This is a genomic window from Azospirillum sp. INR13, from assembly GCF_015390205.1.
Taxonomy (GTDB): Bacteria; Pseudomonadota; Alphaproteobacteria; order Azospirillales; family Azospirillaceae; genus Azospirillum.
In genome coordinates this window covers 1-18,800 of the sequence record NZ_VUOI01000006.1, presented here as the reverse complement: position 1 = coordinate 18,800, position 18,800 = coordinate 1, and the positions used below count along the sequence as shown (strand labels likewise).

Annotated in this window: 19 protein-coding genes; 6 read left to right on the top strand and 13 right to left on the bottom strand. The window is 68.4% G+C overall.

The features are described 5' to 3' along the window. Position 1: 1 nt before the first annotated feature. The 4 genes from F1643_RS06925 to F1643_RS06910 all read right to left on the bottom strand — a co-directional run bounded on the left by F1643_RS06925 (position 2) and on the right by F1643_RS06910 (position 4,504). Positions 2-553 (bottom strand): c-type cytochrome, encoded by a 552-nt coding sequence (locus F1643_RS06925; protein ID WP_194912186.1) that lies wholly within the window; start codon positions 551-553, stop codon positions 2-4. Positions 554-652: 99 nt separating this feature from the next. Further along, positions 653-2,479: a methanol/ethanol family PQQ-dependent dehydrogenase gene (locus tag F1643_RS06920; protein ID WP_194912184.1), complete on the bottom strand. Its 1,827-nt coding sequence runs from the start codon at positions 2,477-2,479 to the stop codon at positions 653-655. A gap of 409 nt (positions 2,480-2,888) precedes the next feature. Then, positions 2,889-3,704, bottom strand: coding sequence for an ABC transporter permease (locus tag F1643_RS06915; RefSeq protein ID WP_194912183.1), 816 nt, complete (start codon positions 3,702-3,704; stop codon positions 2,889-2,891). Next, on the bottom strand, positions 3,701-4,504 hold the full coding sequence (locus tag F1643_RS06910; protein ID WP_194912181.1) for an ABC transporter ATP-binding protein: 804 nt from the start codon (positions 4,502-4,504) through the stop codon (positions 3,701-3,703). Before F1643_RS06910 ends, F1643_RS06915 begins: the two co-directional genes overlap by 4 nt. A gap of 191 nt (positions 4,505-4,695) precedes the next feature. Between F1643_RS06910 and F1643_RS06905 the strand changes: the two genes are divergently transcribed. From F1643_RS06905 to F1643_RS06895, 3 genes are read left to right on the top strand one after another with little or no spacing between them, the layout of a single operon-like run. Then, a complete protein-coding gene (locus tag F1643_RS06905) occupies positions 4,696-5,835 on the top strand; it encodes an ATP-grasp domain-containing protein (protein WP_370540510.1) in 1,140 nt (379 codons plus the stop codon). After that, the gene (locus F1643_RS06900; protein WP_194912178.1) at positions 5,832-6,740 is read left to right on the top strand and encodes a RimK family alpha-L-glutamate ligase; all 909 of its coding nucleotides are present in this window, start codon (positions 5,832-5,834) and stop codon (positions 6,738-6,740) included. Before F1643_RS06905 ends, F1643_RS06900 begins: the two co-directional genes overlap by 4 nt. Continuing rightward, complete coding sequence (locus F1643_RS06895; RefSeq protein WP_194912176.1) at positions 6,737-7,573, top strand: dihydrofolate reductase family protein; 837 nt, start codon at positions 6,737-6,739, stop codon at positions 7,571-7,573. The genes F1643_RS06900 and F1643_RS06895 overlap by 4 nt, the downstream gene beginning before the upstream one ends. Before the next feature lie 47 nt (positions 7,574-7,620). On the opposite strand, the gene pqqA is transcribed toward F1643_RS06895, so the two are convergent. The 9 genes from pqqA to F1643_RS06850 all read right to left on the bottom strand — a co-directional run bounded on the left by pqqA (position 7,621) and on the right by F1643_RS06850 (position 16,331). Further along, positions 7,621-7,701, bottom strand: coding sequence for a pyrroloquinoline quinone precursor peptide PqqA (gene pqqA, locus F1643_RS06890; RefSeq protein ID WP_111068801.1), 81 nt, complete (start codon positions 7,699-7,701; stop codon positions 7,621-7,623). Positions 7,702-8,146: 445 nt separating this feature from the next. Continuing rightward, on the bottom strand, positions 8,147-8,674 hold the full coding sequence (fae, locus tag F1643_RS06885) for a formaldehyde-activating enzyme (RefSeq protein WP_310116912.1): 528 nt from the start codon (positions 8,672-8,674) through the stop codon (positions 8,147-8,149). Positions 8,675-8,982: 308 nt separating this feature from the next. Continuing rightward, complete coding sequence (locus F1643_RS06880; RefSeq protein WP_194912174.1) at positions 8,983-9,405, bottom strand: hypothetical protein; 423 nt, start codon at positions 9,403-9,405, stop codon at positions 8,983-8,985. 108 nt (positions 9,406-9,513) lie between these two features. Then, positions 9,514-10,485: a PQQ-dependent catabolism-associated beta-propeller protein gene (locus F1643_RS06875; RefSeq protein WP_194912172.1), complete on the bottom strand. Its 972-nt coding sequence runs from the start codon at positions 10,483-10,485 to the stop codon at positions 9,514-9,516. A gap of 16 nt (positions 10,486-10,501) precedes the next feature. Next, positions 10,502-11,662, bottom strand: a complete 1,161-nt coding sequence (locus F1643_RS06870) for an ABC transporter substrate-binding protein (RefSeq protein ID WP_255542489.1) — start codon at positions 11,660-11,662, stop codon at positions 10,502-10,504. 76 nt (positions 11,663-11,738) lie between these two features. After that, positions 11,739-12,494, bottom strand: a complete 756-nt coding sequence (locus F1643_RS06865; protein ID WP_194912167.1) for a formylmethanofuran dehydrogenase subunit C — start codon at positions 12,492-12,494, stop codon at positions 11,739-11,741. After that, positions 12,491-13,402, bottom strand: coding sequence for a formylmethanofuran--tetrahydromethanopterin N-formyltransferase (fhcD, locus tag F1643_RS06860; protein ID WP_194912165.1), 912 nt, complete (start codon positions 13,400-13,402; stop codon positions 12,491-12,493). Before fhcD ends, F1643_RS06865 begins: the two co-directional genes overlap by 4 nt. Then, positions 13,402-15,069, bottom strand: a complete 1,668-nt coding sequence (locus tag F1643_RS06855; RefSeq protein WP_194912163.1) for a formylmethanofuran dehydrogenase subunit A — start codon at positions 15,067-15,069, stop codon at positions 13,402-13,404. The genes fhcD and F1643_RS06855 overlap by 1 nt, the downstream gene beginning before the upstream one ends. Then, complete coding sequence (locus tag F1643_RS06850) at positions 15,063-16,331, bottom strand: formylmethanofuran dehydrogenase (RefSeq protein ID WP_194912160.1); 1,269 nt, start codon at positions 16,329-16,331, stop codon at positions 15,063-15,065. Before F1643_RS06850 ends, F1643_RS06855 begins: the two co-directional genes overlap by 7 nt. 340 nt (positions 16,332-16,671) lie before the next feature. On the opposite strand from F1643_RS06850, the gene F1643_RS22440 reads away from it, so the two are divergent. The 3 genes from F1643_RS22440 to F1643_RS06840 are packed head-to-tail and all read left to right on the top strand — an operon-like array spanning position 16,672 to position 18,624. After that, positions 16,672-17,154: a hypothetical protein gene (locus F1643_RS22440; RefSeq protein ID WP_255542488.1), complete on the top strand. Its 483-nt coding sequence runs from the start codon at positions 16,672-16,674 to the stop codon at positions 17,152-17,154. Beyond that, positions 17,106-17,687 (top strand): hypothetical protein, encoded by a 582-nt coding sequence (locus F1643_RS22435; RefSeq protein WP_370540504.1) that lies wholly within the window; start codon positions 17,106-17,108, stop codon positions 17,685-17,687. Before F1643_RS22440 ends, F1643_RS22435 begins: the two co-directional genes overlap by 49 nt. A gap of 31 nt (positions 17,688-17,718) precedes the next feature. Then, positions 17,719-18,624, top strand: a complete 906-nt coding sequence (locus tag F1643_RS06840) for an NAD(P)-dependent methylenetetrahydromethanopterin dehydrogenase (protein ID WP_194912158.1) — start codon at positions 17,719-17,721, stop codon at positions 18,622-18,624. Positions 18,625-18,800: the final 176 nt, after the last annotated feature.

The following is an 18,800-nucleotide window of genomic DNA, read 5'->3' as shown; positions in this document are numbered from 1 at the left end:
CTCACGATGCAGACTTGAACCGTTCGGGCCGGCCGCGACCGACCTTTTCGTCGGAACGCGCCTTCAGATACCTGTAGATGTCGGCGAGATTGGTCATCACGTTGGGATCGGTGCCGAAGGTTGGCATCACCCGGTCGCCGGTGGCCCCCATGTTGGTGCGGCCGTTGGTCACCACGTCGGTGAACTGCCAGTAGTCCATCCGTTTCAGCGAGTCGGTCAGGGCCGGGGCGAAGGACGATCCAAGCCCGTCCGGTCCATGGCACACATGGCAGGCGGAGGCATAGCGCCGGTAGCCGTTGTAGGTTCCCTGGTCCACCTTGCCGTCCCGCACGGCATAGAGCGGCACCCCTTCGTCGTCCACCAGTTCCTCGGGCTCGGCGATCTTCGCTTCCTGCGGTGCGCTCCCGCTCGCGGGTGCTTTGGTCGTCTGGTCTTGTGTCGGCTGGTTCTGCGCCGGCTTCTGGGCGGCATCCTGCTGGCCGAACGCGCTGCCGAGGGCCACCGTCGCGGTGAACCCAACAGCGGCGCACAGCCCGATCAGGTATTTGGGCATCTCACTGTCTCTCCCCACTGCCTTTGTTCGTGTCCTGCCATCAGCGTGAAAAAAGGCTTGGCGCCGGCCCCGTTCCGGGACGGCGCCAAGCCTTGGCCGTTACTGGTTGTCCGGGAGGGCGAAGACGGTCAGCGTTCCGCCGAGCTGGGTGTATTCGCCCAGCGACTTGTGCGCGCCGACGGCGCCGAGGCCTTCCTGTTCGCCGGTCAGCCCGGCGGCCAGCCCGATGCCCGCCCAGCCGCCGACACCCGACAGCACGGCGATGTACTGCTTGCCCTTGTGCGTGTAGGTGTTGACGTTGCCGATGATGCCGGACGACGTCTTGAAGTTGTAGAGATCCTTGCCGTCACGCAGGTCGAAGGCCTTCAGATAGCCCTCCAGCGTGCCGTAGAAGCCGACGCCGCCCTTGGTCGTCAGGGCACCGCTCCAAACCGCGAAGCGTTCCGGCTTCGACCAGACGACCTTGCCGGCTGCCGGGTCCCAGGCGATGAAGTTGCCCATGCCGCCGTGGGAGTTCGGGGCCGGATACATGCTGAGCGTCGCGCCGACATAGGGCTGTCCGGCCGAATACTCCACCTTGAACGGCTCGTAATCCATGCAGATGTGGTTCGTCGGCACATAGAGCAGGCCGCTGTCCGGCGAGTAGGAGGCCGGCTGCTGGTCCTTCGACCCCAGCGCCGCCGGGCACACACCGGTGGTGTTGGTGTCCTCGCCCTGGGCGAAGGTGCTGTACTTGTCGACGACCTTGGGCCGGCCGGTCGTCATGTCGATCTCGGTCGCCCAGTTGACGGTCGGATCGAACTTCTTCGCGACGAGAAGCTCGCCGGTGTTGCGGTCCAGCGTGTAGCCGAAACCGTTGCGGTCCATGTTGACCAGGACCTTGCGCTGCTGGCCGCCGATGTTGATGTCGGCCAGGATGTTCTCGTTCACGCCGTCATAGTCCCACTCGTCGAACGGCGTCTTCTGGAACACCCACTTCGCCTGTCCGGTATCGGCATCGCGGGCGAAGATGGTCATCGACCATTTGTTGTCGCTCTTGGCCCGGTCCTTGTCGACGGCGCGCTGCGCCGGGTTCCAGGTGCCGGGGTTGCCGGTGCCGTAATAGATCAGGTTCAGGTCGGGATCGTAGGTGTACCAGCCCCAGGTGGTGCCGCCGCCGATCTTCCACTGGTCGGCCGGCCAGGTCTTGATGCCGAGGTCGGGCTCGCCGATCGGCTTGCCCATCATCAGCGTCTTCTGCGGGTCGATCATCACGTCCTTGTCGGCACCGGTCGAATAGGCCCGCCACACCATCTTGCCGGAATTGATGTCGTAGGCCGTCAGATGGCCGCGGACGCCGAACTCGCCGCCGCTGATGCCGACATAGACCTTGTCCTTGACGACCAGCGGCGACGCGGTCAGCGTCTCGCCCTTGCTGGCGTCGCCGTTCTTGGCCGACCACAGCACCTTGCCGGTCTGCGCGTCCAGCGCCACCAGCGTGTTGTCGGCCTGACCCAGGAAGACCTTATTGCCGGCCACCGCGACGCCGCGGGTGACGGTATCGCAGCACATCACGGGGATGACGGACGAATCCTGCTTGGGTTCGTACTTCCACTTGATGCGGCCGTTGTCGTTCAGGTCGAGCGCATAGACGATGTTGGGGAAGGGCGTCGATATGTACATCGTGTCGCCGATCACCACGGGGCCACCCTCGTGCCCGCGCAGAACGCCGGTGGAGAACTGCCAGACCGGCCTGAGGTTCTTCACGTTCTCACGGGTGATCTGGTCGAGCGTGCTGTAGCGCTGGCCGGCATAATTGCCGAGCTGCATCGCCCAGTTGGCCGGATCCTTCTGATTCTTCAGGGTGTCTTCGTTGGCATAGGCGACCGTGGCGGTGGCCGCCTGGATCGCGGCGGTGACGAGCAGACAGCGCACAAAGGGGTTCATCTGTTTCCTCCCGTTTTTTTAGGGGTGGTCCGTGGTCCCAGGGACTGTGCGGCGACAGGCGGCGTCGGCGGTGAAGCGGTCTTTCGAGAGGGCGGTCTCCCTCCATCGTTGGCGCGTGATGTCGATCAGGCGGCGTCGGCGGTGCATCCGCACCCAAAGTTCCGAATCACAATGCTTCCGGCATCCAGGCGTGCCGGTATCAAGTGCCGGAGCACGGCCCTTGGCGGGGTTCTAAACTGCCCTGCATTATGTTGGTGATGCTGACAATCAGTTTGCTCAAATAAAGATAGGCTGTGAAGATTATTTTCCGCCGCCGTTCGAAAGTTTTTGAACGAAGCGAAATAGTGGATAGTTCTATCCGTAAGCGGTAATCCGAGCAGTGAAAGCGGTCTAGCTTGCGCTCGCGCGATCAGGCTTGTTCCGCCGGTCCGCCCCGTCTCGCCCAGAATCCGCGGCCGGGATCGTAGGCCAGCACCGCAGCGCCGAGGAACAGCGCGAGGCAGCCGGCCACCCACAGCAGGGCCGTGACGTCGACTCGGAGATACAGGCTGAAGCGGATCAGCTCCACCGCCTGGGTGAAGGGGTTGTAGGCGGCGATCAGGTACAGGGCCGGGCTGCCCTCCCGGATCCGCCAGAGCGGGTAGAGGGCGGAGGACGCGAAGAACATCGGGAAGATGACGAAGTTCATCACCCCGGCGAAATTCTCCAGCTGCTTGACGAAGGACGACAGGAGCAGGCCCAGCGCCCCCAGCATCAGCCCGCTCAGCACCAGCGCCGGCAGGACGGCGAGGTATCCCAGCGGCGGCGGCTCCACTCCCCACATCCATGCGATGCCGAGGAAGACATAGACCTGTGCGATGGACACCGCGACGCCGGCCAGCAGCTTGGCGACCAGCAGGTACCAGCGCGGCAGCGGGCTGACCAGCAGAGTGCGCATGCTGCCCATTTCGCGGTCGTAGACCATCGACAGGGAGTTCTGCATGCCGTTGAACAGCTGGATCATCGCGACCAGTCCGGGAACGACATATTCGTCGTAGAGGATGTAGGTCTCGTAGGGCGGGATGATCGACACGCCCAGAACGGCGCGGAAGCCCACGGCGAAGATCGCCAGCCAGACCAGCGGCCGGACCAGCGCGGCGAAGAAGCGCTCGCGCTGGTGCAGGAATCGCAGGCCTTCGCGGACGATGATGCTGCGCAGGCAGTACCAGTAGGTGGCGGCGCTCATGTCCGGCGCTCCCCCGCCGTCAGGGCGGCGAAGGCGGCGGGCAAGCCGGCCGTGCCGGTTTCGGCGCAGACCGCGCGGACGCTGCCGGAGGCGCGCAGCCGGCCCTGGTGCAGCACGACGACGGAGTCCTCGTCCGCCGCCTCGTCCATCAGGTGGGTAGCCCACAGAACCGCCAGCCCCTCGTCGCGGCAGAGCGCGCGGACATGCGCGAGGATGTGGCGGCGCGAGTCCACGTCGAGCCCGACCGTCGGTTCGTCGAGAAGCAGCAGGCTGGGGCGGTGCAGCAGGGCGCGGGCGATCTCCACCCGGCGGCGCTGCCCGCCGGACAGGGCGCGCACCTTGTCGTCGGCGCGGTCGGACAGGCCGATGCGGGCCAACTCCTCGCGCACGCGGGCTTCGCAGTCCGATGGCCGCATGCCGTGCAGGCCGCCATGGTAGCGCAGGTTCTGCCGAGCGGTGAGGTCGAGGTCGAGCGTCGGCTGCTGGAACACCACCCCGATGCGCTCCAGCGCGCGGGTCGGCTGGCGCCGCAGGTCGAAGCCGAAGATGCGGATGTCGCCGCTGCGGCTGGAATAGAGCCGGGTGATCAGCGAGAACAGCGTGGTCTTTCCCGCGCCGTTCAGCCCCAGCAGCATGGTGAAGCCAGCCGGCGGAACGGTGAAAGACACATGGTCGAGTGCCACGCGCTTGCCGAAGCTGTGGCTCAGATCCTCCACGGACAGAGCGGCCACGGACGGGGCGGCGGATTCGTGAATTGCGGAAATCGACGGAGACTCCGGAAGCACCACGGCCTCGAACATCCTGTCTTCCCCAACTGTCTTCCCCAACGGCCTTTCCAACTGTCTTCCCATGGGCCGCACCCCCGTCTTCACCCGAATGGGCACCGGATGGGCGGCATGCGCCGTTGTTCGGAAGGGTGATTGCAAAGATGGCTTTGCCGCATGATTGTTGGGATTGCGGATGAATGTTCAAGGCGCTTTCGCGCCGGGACGTGAGCTTGACCCCGACCATACTCCCGAAGAGTGACGTCCTGGTGGTGGCGCTGTCGGCGCGGGCCCTGGCGGCCAGCGCGCGGCGCAGCGGACTGGGCGTCGTGGCCCTCGACCTGTTCGCCGATTCGGACACCGCGGCCGTGGCCGACCGCTGTCTCGCCCTGCCGTCAAGGCGGCTGCGCATTCCCGGCCCGGCCATGCGGCGCTCCCTGGCGGCGTCCGATCTGCGCGGGGTGCCGCTGGTCTATGGCGCCGGGCTCGAGGACAGGCCGGAGCTGCTGGCGGCGCTGGAGCGCGACCGGCCGGTCCTCGGCAACGCCGCGGGCACGGTGGCAAGGCTGAAGGACCCGTTCGCCTTCGCCGCTCTGCTCGCACGCCTCGGCATTCCGCATCCGGAAATCGCCATGTCGCCGCCGGATGATGGCGGGGGATGGCTGATGAAGCGCGCCGGTGCCAGCGGCGGCGGCCACATCCGGCCGCGGGGGCGGCGCGTACCGGCCGGACATTACCTCCAGTGCCGCATGCCTGGGCGTCCGGTGTCCCTGCTGTTTCTCGCCGATGGCCGGCGCGTGCTGCCGATAGGGTTCAGCCGGCAATGGGTGGCTCCCACGCCCCGCCAGCCCTTTCGCTATGGCGGCGCGGTCGGCCCACTGCCGGTGCCGTGGATGCGCGAAGGGCTCGCCACGGCCATGACCGATGCCATTTCGCGGATCGCTGCGGAGGTCGGGCTGGTCGGGCTCAACAGCGCCGATTTCCTGGTCGGGCCGGGGGGCTGGTGCCTGTTGGAGATCAACCCGCGGCCGGGGGCGACGCTGGACCTGTTCGACCGTGCGCCGATGCCGGGCCTGCTGGGCCTGCACATGGCCGCCTGCTCCGGGGAGTTGCCGCAGGCTCTGCCATCCATGGCCGGCTGCCGTGCCGCAATGGTCGTCTACGCGCGGACGCCGATCCAGTTGGACGGCCGCATGCGCTGGCCTGACTGGACCGCCGACCGTCCTTGTACACCGGCCCATATCCCGGTGGGTGCGCCGATCTGCACCGTGCTCGCAGACGCCGCCAATCCGGTGGAGGCCCGTCGCCTTGCCGGCCGGCGCGCGCGGGAGCTTTTCCGGCGGCACGCACTGGCGGAGGCGGCATGAGCGGCGTGGTCGCCCTGTTCACCGATGGTGCCGACTGGCACGCGGCAAGGCTGGAACAGGCGATGACGCGCCGCGGCGTCGAATGCCGCCGCGTGCCGCTGAGCGCCTGCGGCTTCGCCATCGGGCGGACGGCGACGGGGTTGCTGCTGCCGGGATTTGGCGATGCGCTGCCGGCGGGGGCCTTCGTGCGGGTGGTCGGGCAGGGCAGCTTCGAGCAGGTGACGCTGCGGCTGGGCGTGCTTCATGCCCTCGACCGGCTGGGGGTGCCCGTCTACAACTCCGCCCGCGCCATCGAGCGTTGCGTGGACAAGAGCACCACCAGCTTCCTGCTGGCCCAAGCCGGACTGCCGACGCCGCCCTCCGTCACCGTGCAGGATGTCGCGACGGCCCGCGCGGTGGTGGAGGCTTGGCCCGACTGCGTGCTGAAGCCGCTGTTCGGCGCCCAGGGCCGCGGTCTGCGCCGCCTGCCGCGGCCGGATGACGTGCCGGAGTCCGAGGCCGTGGCCGGCGTCTATTACCTGCAGCCCTTCGTGCCGCCCCGCCGCGAGGCCGAGTGGCGCGACTGCCGGGTGTTCGTGGTGGGAGGGCGCGCGGTGGCGGCGATGATCCGCCATGGCCGCAGCTGGATCACGAACGTCCATCGGGGGGGACGCTGTGAAGCCCTGGCGCCGGAAGGCGCGGTTGCCGAACTGGCGGTGCGTGCCGCGGCGGCGGTCGGTGCCGACTATGCCGGGGTCGATCTGATTTCCGCCCCCCACGACGTAGGGCAATGGCTGGTTCTGGAGGTGAATTCGATGCCCGCATGGCAGGGGCTTCAAACGGTCAGCGACGCCGACATCGCCGATGCGCTGGCAGCGGATTTTGTCGCCCGTGTCGAGGCAGCCGCATCGCGAGGGCCGCAATGACCGCCCGCATGCTGCGGCTGTTTCCCGGCCCGCCGGAAGACATGGCGCTCGACGGCGCCTATCTCGCCCACCGCCTGAATGAGCGGGGAAGTGCAGCGAGCCCGTTCGTCTATGCCAGCTTCGTCGCCAGCCTGGACGGGCGCATCGCCCTGCGCGACCCCGCCACCGGGGAAAGCCGGCTGCCCTCCGGATTGGTCAGCGGCAACGACTTCCGGCTGTTCCTGGAACTCCAGGCGCAGGCGGACTGCATGGTCACCCATGGCGGCTATTTGCGCGATCTGGCGGCCGGAAGGCTGGACAATGTGCTGCAGGTGGGGACGCAGGAGGCGACGCGGGATCTCGCGCGATGGCGCGCCGACAACGGTCTGGCGCCACAGCCGACCCTGGTCGTCGCCAGTGCGAGCCTGGATTTCCCGATGCCGGACTCCCCGACCCGCCATGGCCAGCGTGTCGTCATTGCCACCGGTGCCGCGGCGCCGGCCGAGCGCATCGCGCAGTGGCGTGCCGCCGGCCATGAGGTGCTGATTGTCGGGGCGGGAGCGTCGGTGGAAGGCGCGCCGCTGGCCGATGAACTTGGCCGGCAGGGGCTGTGCAGCATCTATCTGCTGACGGGGCCGCGGATGCTCGACGCCATGCTGCGGGACCGCAGGCTGTCGCGCCTGTACCTGACCACAGCCCATCGGCTGCTCGGTGGCGAGAGCTTCCACAGCATGCTGGCCGGGCCGGAACTGGGCGATGCCGGCCGGCTGCGGCTCTGCGCGCTGCATTACGACGCCAGCGCGCCGGACGGCACCGGGCAGTTCTTCGCCCATTTCGAGCCGCGGCCGGCCTGAGTGGCCGAAGTGAACGATTCTTTTCGAGTGGGAACGTTCCGTGCCGGTTACAGGCCGGCGCAGGCGTAGGCGTTGATCTCCGTGCCGACCCGGATTTCGGCGGTCTTCGGTTTGCGCCAGGTTTTCATGTCCGTTTCCTCCGCTGGGATGGGCAGACCGGCATGATTGCCATGAAGCCCATTAGGAAATGGTACCGGTGATGTCCCGGCGCCACCATCACCCGAATGGATAGAGAAGTGAGAATTTAGGCTAGTTCTTTGTGCGATGCGAAATGAACTGCGCGACCGTGCCTCTTTGGAATTGGAATAAATCAACGCATTAAGCGCTGATATGGCGTAATCCCGTGTTGGTTCTTTATTTGGAACAAATATTTCCCTCGGTCCGGGCTCCGCACCCAGCCTGGATTTGGCGCGCAGGGCTAGACGTAAAATGATTCAACGACAGAAGGTATTCGGTCCTTTGTTCGCTGCTCCGCTCAAGCAAGGCTTAAGGTGGCAACCATCTCCACCATTGCAAAAGCCCCTCTCCCGCGAGGGAGAGGAGCTTTCAAGGAGAGCGGAACGCGGTGAAAAATCAGGCGGCGAACGGGTGCTTCGCGATGTCCTTCTGGTTCATCAGATCCTTGGCGGTGGGATAGCCGGACACCGCGCGCTCGATGGCTTCCTTGGTGGCGCGGTAGTTGTAATCCTGGATCTTGGCGTTGTCCTTCGCCTCCCAATGGATGAAGACGCCGACGCAGATGAAGATGTTATCGATCTCGTCCTGCGGGATGGTGCCCTCGGCCACGCAGTCGGCGACCGCCTTGGCCACTCCGTGCTGGGCCGGGCCGAACATCTGGACCGCCTGTTCCGCACCCTTGATCGTGACCTTGTTGAACAGGATGGTCGAGGGTTTGCACTGAAGATTGGGGGCGATGACCGCCAGCAGGCTGGTGAAGCCGTCCTTGTTGTTGGTCAGCGCGTTGCAGAAGGCGGTCTCCGCGGCACTGCCGCGCGGCCCCATGATCAGGTCGATGTGGGCCACCTCGTTCCCGTCGCCGACCAGCGACTCACCTACCAGCACGCGATTGATTTTCGGGGATGACCCCTGCCACATGCCCATCGCCGTTTTCTCCCATGTTTTTGAAAATCATTGGAGGACCGCCGCAGTCATGCGGTCACGCCGGTCAGTTCGACCCAGGCTGATCGCCGGTAACGCGGCGTCTGGATTGTCTGAGAGTTCCGGCGTCGGTCACGGTGGGCATTATGCCAGTTTGTTTGTTTGTACAACAAACTCACAAAAGGGTTCCGGAGTACCTTGAAATCGCAGCCGCCGTCTTCGTGCCGCACCAGTCTCGACCGGGAAGGCATGACCGTTCGGTGGTTGCTACCCCATCTTTGCGGCGGCTGCGATCTGTGGGCGGGATGGCGTCACTGCTGTCCTTGCTTGTCGGTCGATCCGGTCTTTCCGCCCGACCCGCCCTGCGTCACCGGGTCACCGCCGATGGTGCCCTGCCGCTGCTGCTGGAGCGACGTGTCGGGCAGTTGTCCGGTCGGCGCGGCACTGCCGCCCCCGGTGGTCGAGCCGCTGGCAGAACCGCTGGCAGAACCATTGGACGTGCCGGAACTGCCCTGGGGCACCGGAGCGCCGCCGATGGCACCCTGGCGCTGGCCGGGCAGGGAGTCCGAAGGCAATTGCCCCTCGGTGGCCGCCGGGGCGTTCTGGGTGCTGGTGCCGGTGGTGGATTGGGCGGAAGCCGATGGGGCCATGGCCGCCACGCCGAGGATGCCGGCGCCGACCACGGCCGCACAGGCCAAGGCGCGCACCGGGCCGTTGGAGAGCTTCATTGTCATGATTACACCTCCCTAGGGCCGGGCCGTCGCCGACAGCCGCCGCCGCACCCGGCCTTCCCCTCAACCGGGCGCTGCGGTCGCGGGTTCCGCGATGTCGTCACCCACCCATCATGGCTTGACCACGACCCCCCAGGGTGCGCCGCCGACCGCGATGCTCTTGATGACCTTGTTGCGCTCCAGATCGATCACCGAAAGGTCGTTGCTGATGCCGTTGGTGGTGTAGAGCCGCTTTTCGTCCGGCGAGAAGGCAAGGTTCCAGACGCGCTGGCCGACCAGGAAGTACCGCTTCACCTCGAAGCTCTCGGTGTCGATCTCGGCGATCCGGTTGGCGGGGCCGAGCGCCACGAAGGCGCGCTTGCCGTCGCGGGTCATCTGGATGCCGACCGCCTGGATCGCCTCGCGCCGGACGCCGGTGACCTCGAAGCGGATTTTCTTCACCACCTTGCGGGTGCCTGCGTCGATGACGCTGACCGTGCCGCCGATCTCGCTGGACACCCAGACATGCTTGCCGTCGTCGCTGAACCGGGCGACGCGCGGCCGGCTGTCGACCAGAACGTTGCCGACGACGGCGCGTTTCTCGGTGTCGATGAAATGCGCCATGTTGGTGGTTTCGGACGTGTTGACCAGAATCTTGCCGTCCGGACTGATGCCCATGCCTTCCGGCTCCACCCCGACCTGGATGTTGCCGATCGCCTTGCGGCTGGGGATGTCGATGATGGTCACCATGTTGTCGTCCTCGTTGGCGACATACAGCCGGTTGCCATCGGGGGAGAGGACGAACAGTTCCGGATCGGGGCCGGAGGGCAGGGAATGGATCACCTTGCCGCTGGCGATGTCCACCACGTCGACGCGGTTGTCGTCGCCGGCGCAGACATAGAGCTGCGTCCCGTCGCCGCTCAGCGTGATGCCGCGCGGACGGCGCCCGACATTGATCTTGTTGGTGATCTGCAGGCTGTCGCCGTCGACCACGGCGATCTGGTTGTCCTTCTCGTTGGACACGAAAATGGTTTCGGCCAGCACCGGCTCGGCGATCAGGGCCGGGGCGGCGAGGAACAGCATGGTGCACAGTAAGGAACGCATGGGATGGTCCGCCTCTTCAACGGTTGAAACGGCATTTGCTTTCCGGCGCGTCGTCGCCGAGCGTATCGAGGGGCGTCACGGGGTGCAGGAACCCCTCCTGGGGCGACACCGAAACCAGCATGCGCGGCCCGGCGATCAGGATGGGCTGGCGCATCTGGCCGTCCCATTTGCGGAAGGACAGGGCTTCGCCCTTGAAGCCGGCCAGTTCGAAGTCGGGGCTGTGCAGATAGGCGACGAGGTCGTCGAAGCCGGCGCCGCCGGTCCGGGCCGCCGCCTCTCCCACGCTGCGCACCGCCAGCCAGGCGGCGTAGTCGCGCGGCAGCATCCAGCGGTCGGCCAGCTTCTCGAACCGGCTTTGCAACTGGGTGCCGCCCCACTGCTCGTTCACCCGCGACCAGGCGGTGGCGGTCAGGCCCTGGGTGCCGGCCACCGGTCGGGGATGCCAGGTGCGACCGTCGAGGTAGTCGCCGAAATTCCCCGCTTCGTCGGCGACGACCAGCACGTCGTAGTCCGGTCCCTGGGTGGCGAGCGGGATGTCGGACTGGATGGTGGTGACGCCGGTGTCGGTGCGGCGGTTGCCGGTGTCGAAGGTCCAGCCCTTCTCGGCGACGATCCGGCCGCCGAAGCGCTTGGCGGCGCGGCGCACCGCATCGGCATAGAGCGCGTCGCCGGGGTCGCGGCCGGTCAGCAGGCTCCAGCCCGTCCATTTCTTCCAGGCGAGATACTGCGCCAAAGCATCGGCCAGCATGCGCCGGCTGGCGGCGGTGTGAAGGATGTTGGCCCGGCACTGCTCGTTGCGCAATGCATCGTCGGGCGCGCGGGCGTTGAACAGCAGCATCGACCGGGCTTCCGGCCGGTCTGCGATGGCGAGCAGCGCGTCGCCCGGCAGGTCTGCGACGACGAAGCGCACCCCCTCGTCCGCCAGCGCCTTCAGCCCGGCGGCGATGTCGCCGTCCTGGGGCAGGATCTGTTCCACCAGCCGGTAGCTCTGGTTCAGGAACATGCCGGTCGAGTTGTTGTCGGCCAGGGCCAGACGCGCACCCTGAAGACCCTCGTCGGTCGCCACCGGTTCGAGGAAGCTGGCCGGCGTGCGCGGGTCCTCCTGCCGGGTGAGGTAGCCGATCAGAATGGACTGTCCGGCGGCATCCTGGGCCAATGCCGCCCCCGCGGGCGCCATAAGCAGAAGCCCGGCAAGCGGTAGGGTGGCGATGAGACGCCTTCGTCCCGTGGTCTTCGATAAGTCGGTGCGTCGCCTAGACAACGGCCAGAATCTCACCTCTTCCTCCTTCCGCAAGATCGCCGATGAAGCGATGGGCGCGGGTGGTGCCCGCGCGCTCGAACCAGCTTCCGGTGCCCTCCAGCGCCCGGCGCAGCAGGTGCAGGAACAGCCAGTCCCGTGTGCCGCCATCGGCGAAGCCATCGGGCGCCGCACTCGCCGGCCGGCCCAGCAGCAGCGTGCCGCGCCGCATGCCGAAGCCCGGATGCGGACCGCAGCCGCCACCGACCGCGAGCGTCCCGGCGACCATGAAGGCGGCGGCATAGGCGCCGGCCCGGCCGTCCACGACGACGATCCCGCGCCGCATCCGCTCGCCCGTCCGGTCCCCGGCATCGCCGCCGACGCCGATCAGCCCGCCGCGCATTCCCAGGGGCAGGCCGGGCAGCACCCCGCCCAGGCTGTCGCCGGCATTGCCGTCGATGCGCAGCAGGCCGCCGGCCATGCCCGCACCGGCATGGTTGCCGACATCGCCCGCGACCAGGATGCGGCCCGACGCCATGCCGGCACCGACCCGGTGCAGGATTGCGCTGCCCGGCCGGATCAGCAGTCCCTCCGCCGCGTCGCCGGACGACAGCTCGAACAGGTCGCCCAGCCGCGCCGACCCGCCGCCGCAAGGCAGCGGCAACTGCGCGATGGCCTCAGCCGTCAGTCCGGCGAGCCGCTCCGGCAGAAGCGCGGACATGTCCACCGTCATGCCGGCGTCGCCGCGATAGGTCAGGGACAGGCCGCTCATGCCATCACCTCGTGCAGATGGAAGTGATGCGGGCCCAGCTTGCCGCCGTAGTTCCCGGCGGTGATCGCAATCACGCCCGCGGCCGTCCCGCCGGCCACGCATGCCGCGATGCCCGCCCGCATGCCGGCGCGGATGGCGGCCTCGTCGGTGCCGTCCAGCACCAGTTCCAGCACCGCCTCGACATCGGGCGACAGCAGCGTCTCGGGTTCGACCGCCCGCAGGGTCGGGCAGAAGCGGGTGTTGGTGGAGGCGACCAGCGCCTTGTATTTCGAGCCGACCTTGGAGCCCGAGCGCACCACCCCGCCGGGGAAGGGCAGGATGATGCCGGGCAGCGGCCGGATCGCCGCGACCGCCGCCTCCGCCGCGGCAAGGCATTGGCGGTGGCTGGCGGCCAGGATCAGGAAATTGCCGCCGCCGATGCCCTTCGCCACGGCGACGCTGTCCTCGCAGACGAACTCGCCGTCCATCACCGGCAGGCGCCAGAAGCGGCGGTCGCCGAACTTCTTGGAGATCTGATGCCCGTCGCCGAAATAGCGCAGGCCGCCGCCGAGCGGGATGCGCTTGGCGCCGTTGAGGAGCCCGGCATAGCAGGCCGAGCCCGGCGAGGTCATGACGCATTGCCCGACCCGGTTGACGACATGCTTGGCGAGGTCGGCGGTCGACATGCCGAAGATCATCACCGCGGCGCCGGGACGGCTGTCCGGCGTCTCCTCCGGCGTCAGCAGCCGTTCCACCGCCGCTTCGCAGCCGCAGCCGATGACCGAGGTGGCGAAGCCGGTCAGGCTGGAGGTCGCCGCATCGACCCAGGCGGGCGTGTCGGCGGTGACGACCAGCCGCGTGTAGGTCATCGGAAAGGCCTCGGCGAAGGTGTCCTCGATGCGCACGCCGTTGATCCGCTGCTCCGCCATCACGGCACCTCCCGCCGCCGGCAGGGGTGGAGGAGGGGGCCGGCGCCGCGGCGGATCTCCTCGTCGCGGATGCGGAAATGCTTGAGGGACAAGCCGAGGCGCTCGTCGAAATGGCGGGCGATGCGGCGCTCGATCAGGTCGTCGAAGCCGGGACGGACGACATGGGTGCAGCCCTGGGCCATCGCCACCAGCGTCCCGTCGCGCACCACCAGCCGGCCGCTCTTGAAGACGAGGTCGGGCCGCTCGAACATGGCGCGGCGGTCGGGCCGGTCGGTGTAGACGGTGACGTCGGCGGAGGCACCGGGCGCCAGATGGCCGCGGTCGGCAAGGCCGAGGATGCGGGACGGGGCCGCACGGGTCATGACCGCGATCTCCGCCAGCGTGTATTCGCGGGTGATGGAGCCCAGCGTGGTGTGGGCCGGCGCGTCGGGGTGGATTTCCGCCAGCTTGGCCAGCCGGTAATCGCGGTCCATCAGCAGCCGGATCAGTTCCGGATAGAAGGTGAAGGGCGCGCCGTTGGGATGGTCGGTGGTCAGGAACACCCGCCAGGGATCGTCCAGCAGCAGGAACAGTTCCAGCCCGATCGCCCATTGCAGCGCGTTGACATAGGAGGTGTCGCGATAGCGGAACGGCACCACGCCGCAGCCGGCATCGCATTCGATGTCCATCGCCAGCCATTTGCGCGGGTGGGCCAGCGGTGCGGTGTGGCGCTGCGCCATGGTGTCGGCCGACGCGGTCACCGTCTGCCCGAACATCACCTGCCCGATGTCCACCGACAGGGTCGGCGTCCGGTTCACCGCTTCCGCCAGCGCCGCGGCGCCGGAGGAGAATTTGCGGTCACCCTCCGTGTCGTAGCTGTGGAACTGGATGTGCGTCATATGCATCGGCAGGCCGGACGCCGCCCGGATGGTGTCGAGCGTCGTGGCGACGTTGCCGGGAACGCCCAGGTTGCAGCCATGGACATGCAGCGGGTGGGGCAGCCCCAGCTCGTACACCGCGCGGGCCAGCACGGTCAGGACGCTGCGCGGAGTGACGCCGTAATAGGGTCCGGGCTCGTCCAGATCGAGGCTGCGGGCGTTGAACTTGAAGGCGTTGATGCCGCCGGGATTGACCACCTTGACGGCAAGGCTCTGGGTCGCCGTCAGCATCCAGGCGACATAGTCGTTGATCGCGGCCTGCCCGGCATTGGTGGCGATCAGGTCGAGCAGGAAGTCGTCGCTGCCCAGAACCAGATAGCCGCCGGTGTCGATATAGGGGATGTCGCCCATTTCCATGTGCGCATGCCGCGCGTTGGAGCCCAGCATCGCCGGCTCGAAGGCGGCGGTGAATCCCATCTCGATATAGCGGGCGCCGGTGGTGTGGGTGGAGGGGGTGGCGATGCCGCTTCCCCCGCCGCAGCCGCAGGCGCTGCCGGCGAAGCGGTGGTGTTCGTGCTCCTCCCCCATCAGCAGGCGGGCGAGGTTGACCTTGCCGCCGGCGATGTGGCTGTGGATGTCGATGGCGCCGGCCATCACCACCTTGCCCGTCAGGTCGTAGGTGGCGTCGGGCGTGGCGCCCGGTCCCGGATCGGCGGCGATGCGGTCGTCGCGCAGCCAGAGGTCGGCGGCCTCGCCATGCCGGCCGTTGGCCGGGTCGAACAGCCGTCCGCCGGCAAGCTTCGTCAGCATCCGGCAGCCTCCTGGGTCTCGGCGGATTGCTCCATCTCCGCCATGATCCGGCCGATCACGTCGGCGACGCTGGGCAGGCCGCGGTCGATCAGCGCGCCCGCATGCAAGGCCACCACGCTGTCGGCGCGGAACACGTCGCCGGCATGGTCGATGCCCGGCGTTCCCACCGGAATGAACAGTGCCGGTTCGGGCGTGATGGCCGTCTCCGGCGTCGCCAGCATGATGACGCTGCCGCCGGTACTGAACTCTGGCTCTTCGGGCCGAAAGGCGGAGATCCACAGCGTCACGTCGGCATCGCGCAGGCGCGACCGCCAGTCAAACCTGTCCGGATCGTGGAAGGGCGCGCCCGCCTCGAAGCCGGTGCGCAGGGGAAAGCCGGTGCGCCAAGTGCAGGCCTGGTTGGCGCCGATCAGGTTGTCGGCGCCGGACAGCGGCAAGCCGGCGCAGCGCGTCGTGCCGTCCACGGTGCGGACCAGCCGGACCAGCGCTTCGACGGTCAGGTCCGGCTGAGGTCCGTCGAACAACCCCGCCGCCCACACCACCACCGCATAGCGCGCCGCCCGCAACCGGGCCGCCAGTTCCGCCATTCGGGGATCCTCCGCCGCTCCCCGGCCGGCCAATGCCGTCCTCAGCCGGGTGACCAGGGTGGCGAGGTCGGGCTGCGGGTCGGTGTCCATGCCGCGCGTCTCGATCTGGCCGGCAAGGCACTGCACGGTCTCGGGCAGCGGTTCCCCGCCCAGGAAGACGACGCTCCGCCCCCCGCCGGGGACGAAGGCCGGCGCCGGTGCCACCCAGCGTTCCCACAGGCGCGGGAAGGCGGCGGCCGGATCCGGCCCGACGACCAGGACGAGGTCGCAGCGGTTGCGCAACTCCGCCAGCGTGGTCACCGACCAGCCGAAGCGTCGCAGAACCGCAAGATTGCGGAACAGGGCGTCGGACCGCTCATGGTCCACCGTCGCACCGATGCGTGCGGCGAGCGTCAATGCGGCGAGCACGCCGTCGACATCGGCGGCCAGCCCGGCGATCAGCGGCGCACGGGCGGCGCCCAGCAGCCGCGCCGCCTCGGCGACGGCTTGGTCCATGGGAACCTGGGTGCCGGCCATGCGGGCGTCCGTTGCCACCGCCATGGGCCGGCGGAACAGCCGGTCGGCCTGCGGGCAGCCGCTGGGCCGGGGGGCGATGCCGGAATCGTCCTGGTCGATCCCGATGTCGCCGCATCCCAGGCCGCAGAACGGACAGAGGATTTCGGGGTGGAAGGTCATGGCCCCCCAATCGCCTGAGCGGAGAATGAACCGCGGAGAATGAACCCGGATGCGCAGTCGACCGCATAGGCCGCAGGAACTATTGCCGGCGGCCTATGCGGAGGATTTCAGATGAGCAGTCGTCTTCGCCGGCAACCGTCCAAGCATCGGCCCCGATACGGAACACGCGATGCTTGGACATGGTCGGCCCCGGACATGCCGTTCGGTCCGTTCATGACCAGTTTCCTCCCCGGAAATCCGCACCCCATTCGGATTACTGCGCGCAGATACTCGTTCGCGCTACGGACAATTTTGTTCGTAACGCTAACATTGTGCCGGGACCCGCGCAAAGGGAATGCAGATGAGCCATCAGCGCAATCGGATAGGGGAGGTGCGGGTCCATGCGCCCGCGCGCCTGCATGCCGGCTTCGTCGACCTCAATGGCGGGCTCGGGCGCCGTTTCGGCAGCCTGGGCATCGCCATCGACCGGCCGGCCATCACCCTGTGCGTCCGTCCGGCCGACCGGCTGACCGTCGACGGCCCGTCTGCCGAGCGCGTCCGCCGCAGCATAGAACGGCTGGGCCGGGAGGCCGGACTTTCCGACATGGTCGCCGTGACGGTGGAGGAAGCGATCCCGGCCCATGTCGGGCTCGGCTCCGGCACCCAGACCGACCTTGCCGTTGCGGCGGCGCTGGTCTGCCTGGAGGGGCGCCGCACCGCCGCCCGCGATCTGGCCCGCGCTCTGGAGCGGGGGCGCGGTCCGGCATCGGGCTGGCGGCCTTCGAGCAGGGCGGGGTGCTGCTGGACGGCGGCCGGGGCGGGCTGGATGCGGCGCCCCCGCTGATCGCGCGGGCCGAGTTTCCCGACGACTGGCGCATCCTGCTTCTGCTCCATCGCGGCGGGCATGGGCTGCACGGGGCGCCGGAGGTGGAAGCTTTCCGGCGGCTGCCGCCCTTTCCGCCGGATGCCGCGGCGCATCTCTGCCGGCTGATGCTGATGGTGGCGCTCCCGGCCCTGGCGGAGCGCGACGTGGAGGCTTTCGGCCGGGCCATCGGAGAGCTTCAGCGCACGGTCGGCGATCATTTCGCCCCGGCCCAGGGTGGGCGCTTCACCAGCCCGCTGGTGGCGGAGGTGCTGGCATGGCTGGAGGCGCAGGGGATCGCCGGCGTCGGCCAAAGCTCCTGGGGGCCGACCTGCTTCGCCATCGTCGGCGATGCCGCGTCGGCGGAGCGGCTGGCCGGCGAGATGCGCGACCGTTGGGCCGGTTCGCCGCTGGAGGTCATGGTCTGCCGCGGGCGGAACGTCGGCGCGACGGTGGAGAACATGAGCGCCGGGACGGGCTTCATGCCTGCGGTCCGGCGGGCGGCCGGTGAATAGGCGGCCGGTGAACAACTGAAGGGAGGCAGGCATGAGCGCCCCTTACGTGCTGCACATGATCACGCCGCTGGCGAATGTCAGCCCGTTCGACGTCAACATGGCGGTGGATGCCGGCATCGACACGGTGGTCCCCTATACGGGTATCGAAACCGCGCAGGTCGAGGCCCTGACGCAGGACGCCATGTTCTCCCGCGATCCGAAGAATGCGGCGCGCACCGGCCTGTTCATCGGCGGGCGCGATGCGGCGATGGCGCTGGATATGCTCGACGTGGCCCGCAAGGCGATGTTCCCGCCCTTCCAAATCTCGGTCTTCGCCGATCCGTCCGGCGCCTTCACCACCGCCGCCGCCATGGTCGCGGTGGTGGAGCGCGCCCTGCGGCGGGCCGGGCTGGACGGCCTCACCGGGCTGGACGTTCAGGTCTATGGCGCGACCGGCGTGGTCGGCGGCATCGCCGGCCTGATCGCCGCGCAGGCCGGCGGCAGGGTCACCCTGGTCAGCCACCGCGGTGTGTCGGCCGTGCAGGGCAAGGCGGAGGAGTTCGGGCGCCGCTATGGCGTGACGCTCTCCTGTGCCGACACGGCGAGCGCCGGCAAGGCGGAGCTTCTGGAGCGTGCGGAGGTCGTTCTGGCCTGCGGCAAGGCGGGCATAACCGTGCTGTCTGCCGAGGATCTGCGTGCGGCCAAGCGCCTGCGGGTGGCGGCCGACATCAACGCCGTGCCGCCGGCCGGGGTCGAGGGCGTCGGCGTGCAGGACGACGGGGTTGCCTTGCCGACCGCATCCGGTGCCGTCGGCATCGGCGCGCTCGCCATCGGCAACGTCAAGTTCAAGGTCCAGCACCATCTGCTGGAGCGGATGCAGACCGGCGGCACCGCCGTCTCCTTCGATTTCCAGGACGCCATGGTCGCGGCGCGGACCATCGCCGGAAAGGCTTCGTGATGCAGGATCGCCCAGCCTGTCGGCCCTGGCCGCCCCGCTCGCCGCTGCCCTGGTCGCCGACGCGGCACGATTGCGGATCGGCATCGACCGGGGTTGCCGGCGCGACCATCGTCGATGGCGGGATCGCCCGGCCCGGCGGGCTGGAGGCCGGACGCCGCATCGCCGAGCTGTGCAAT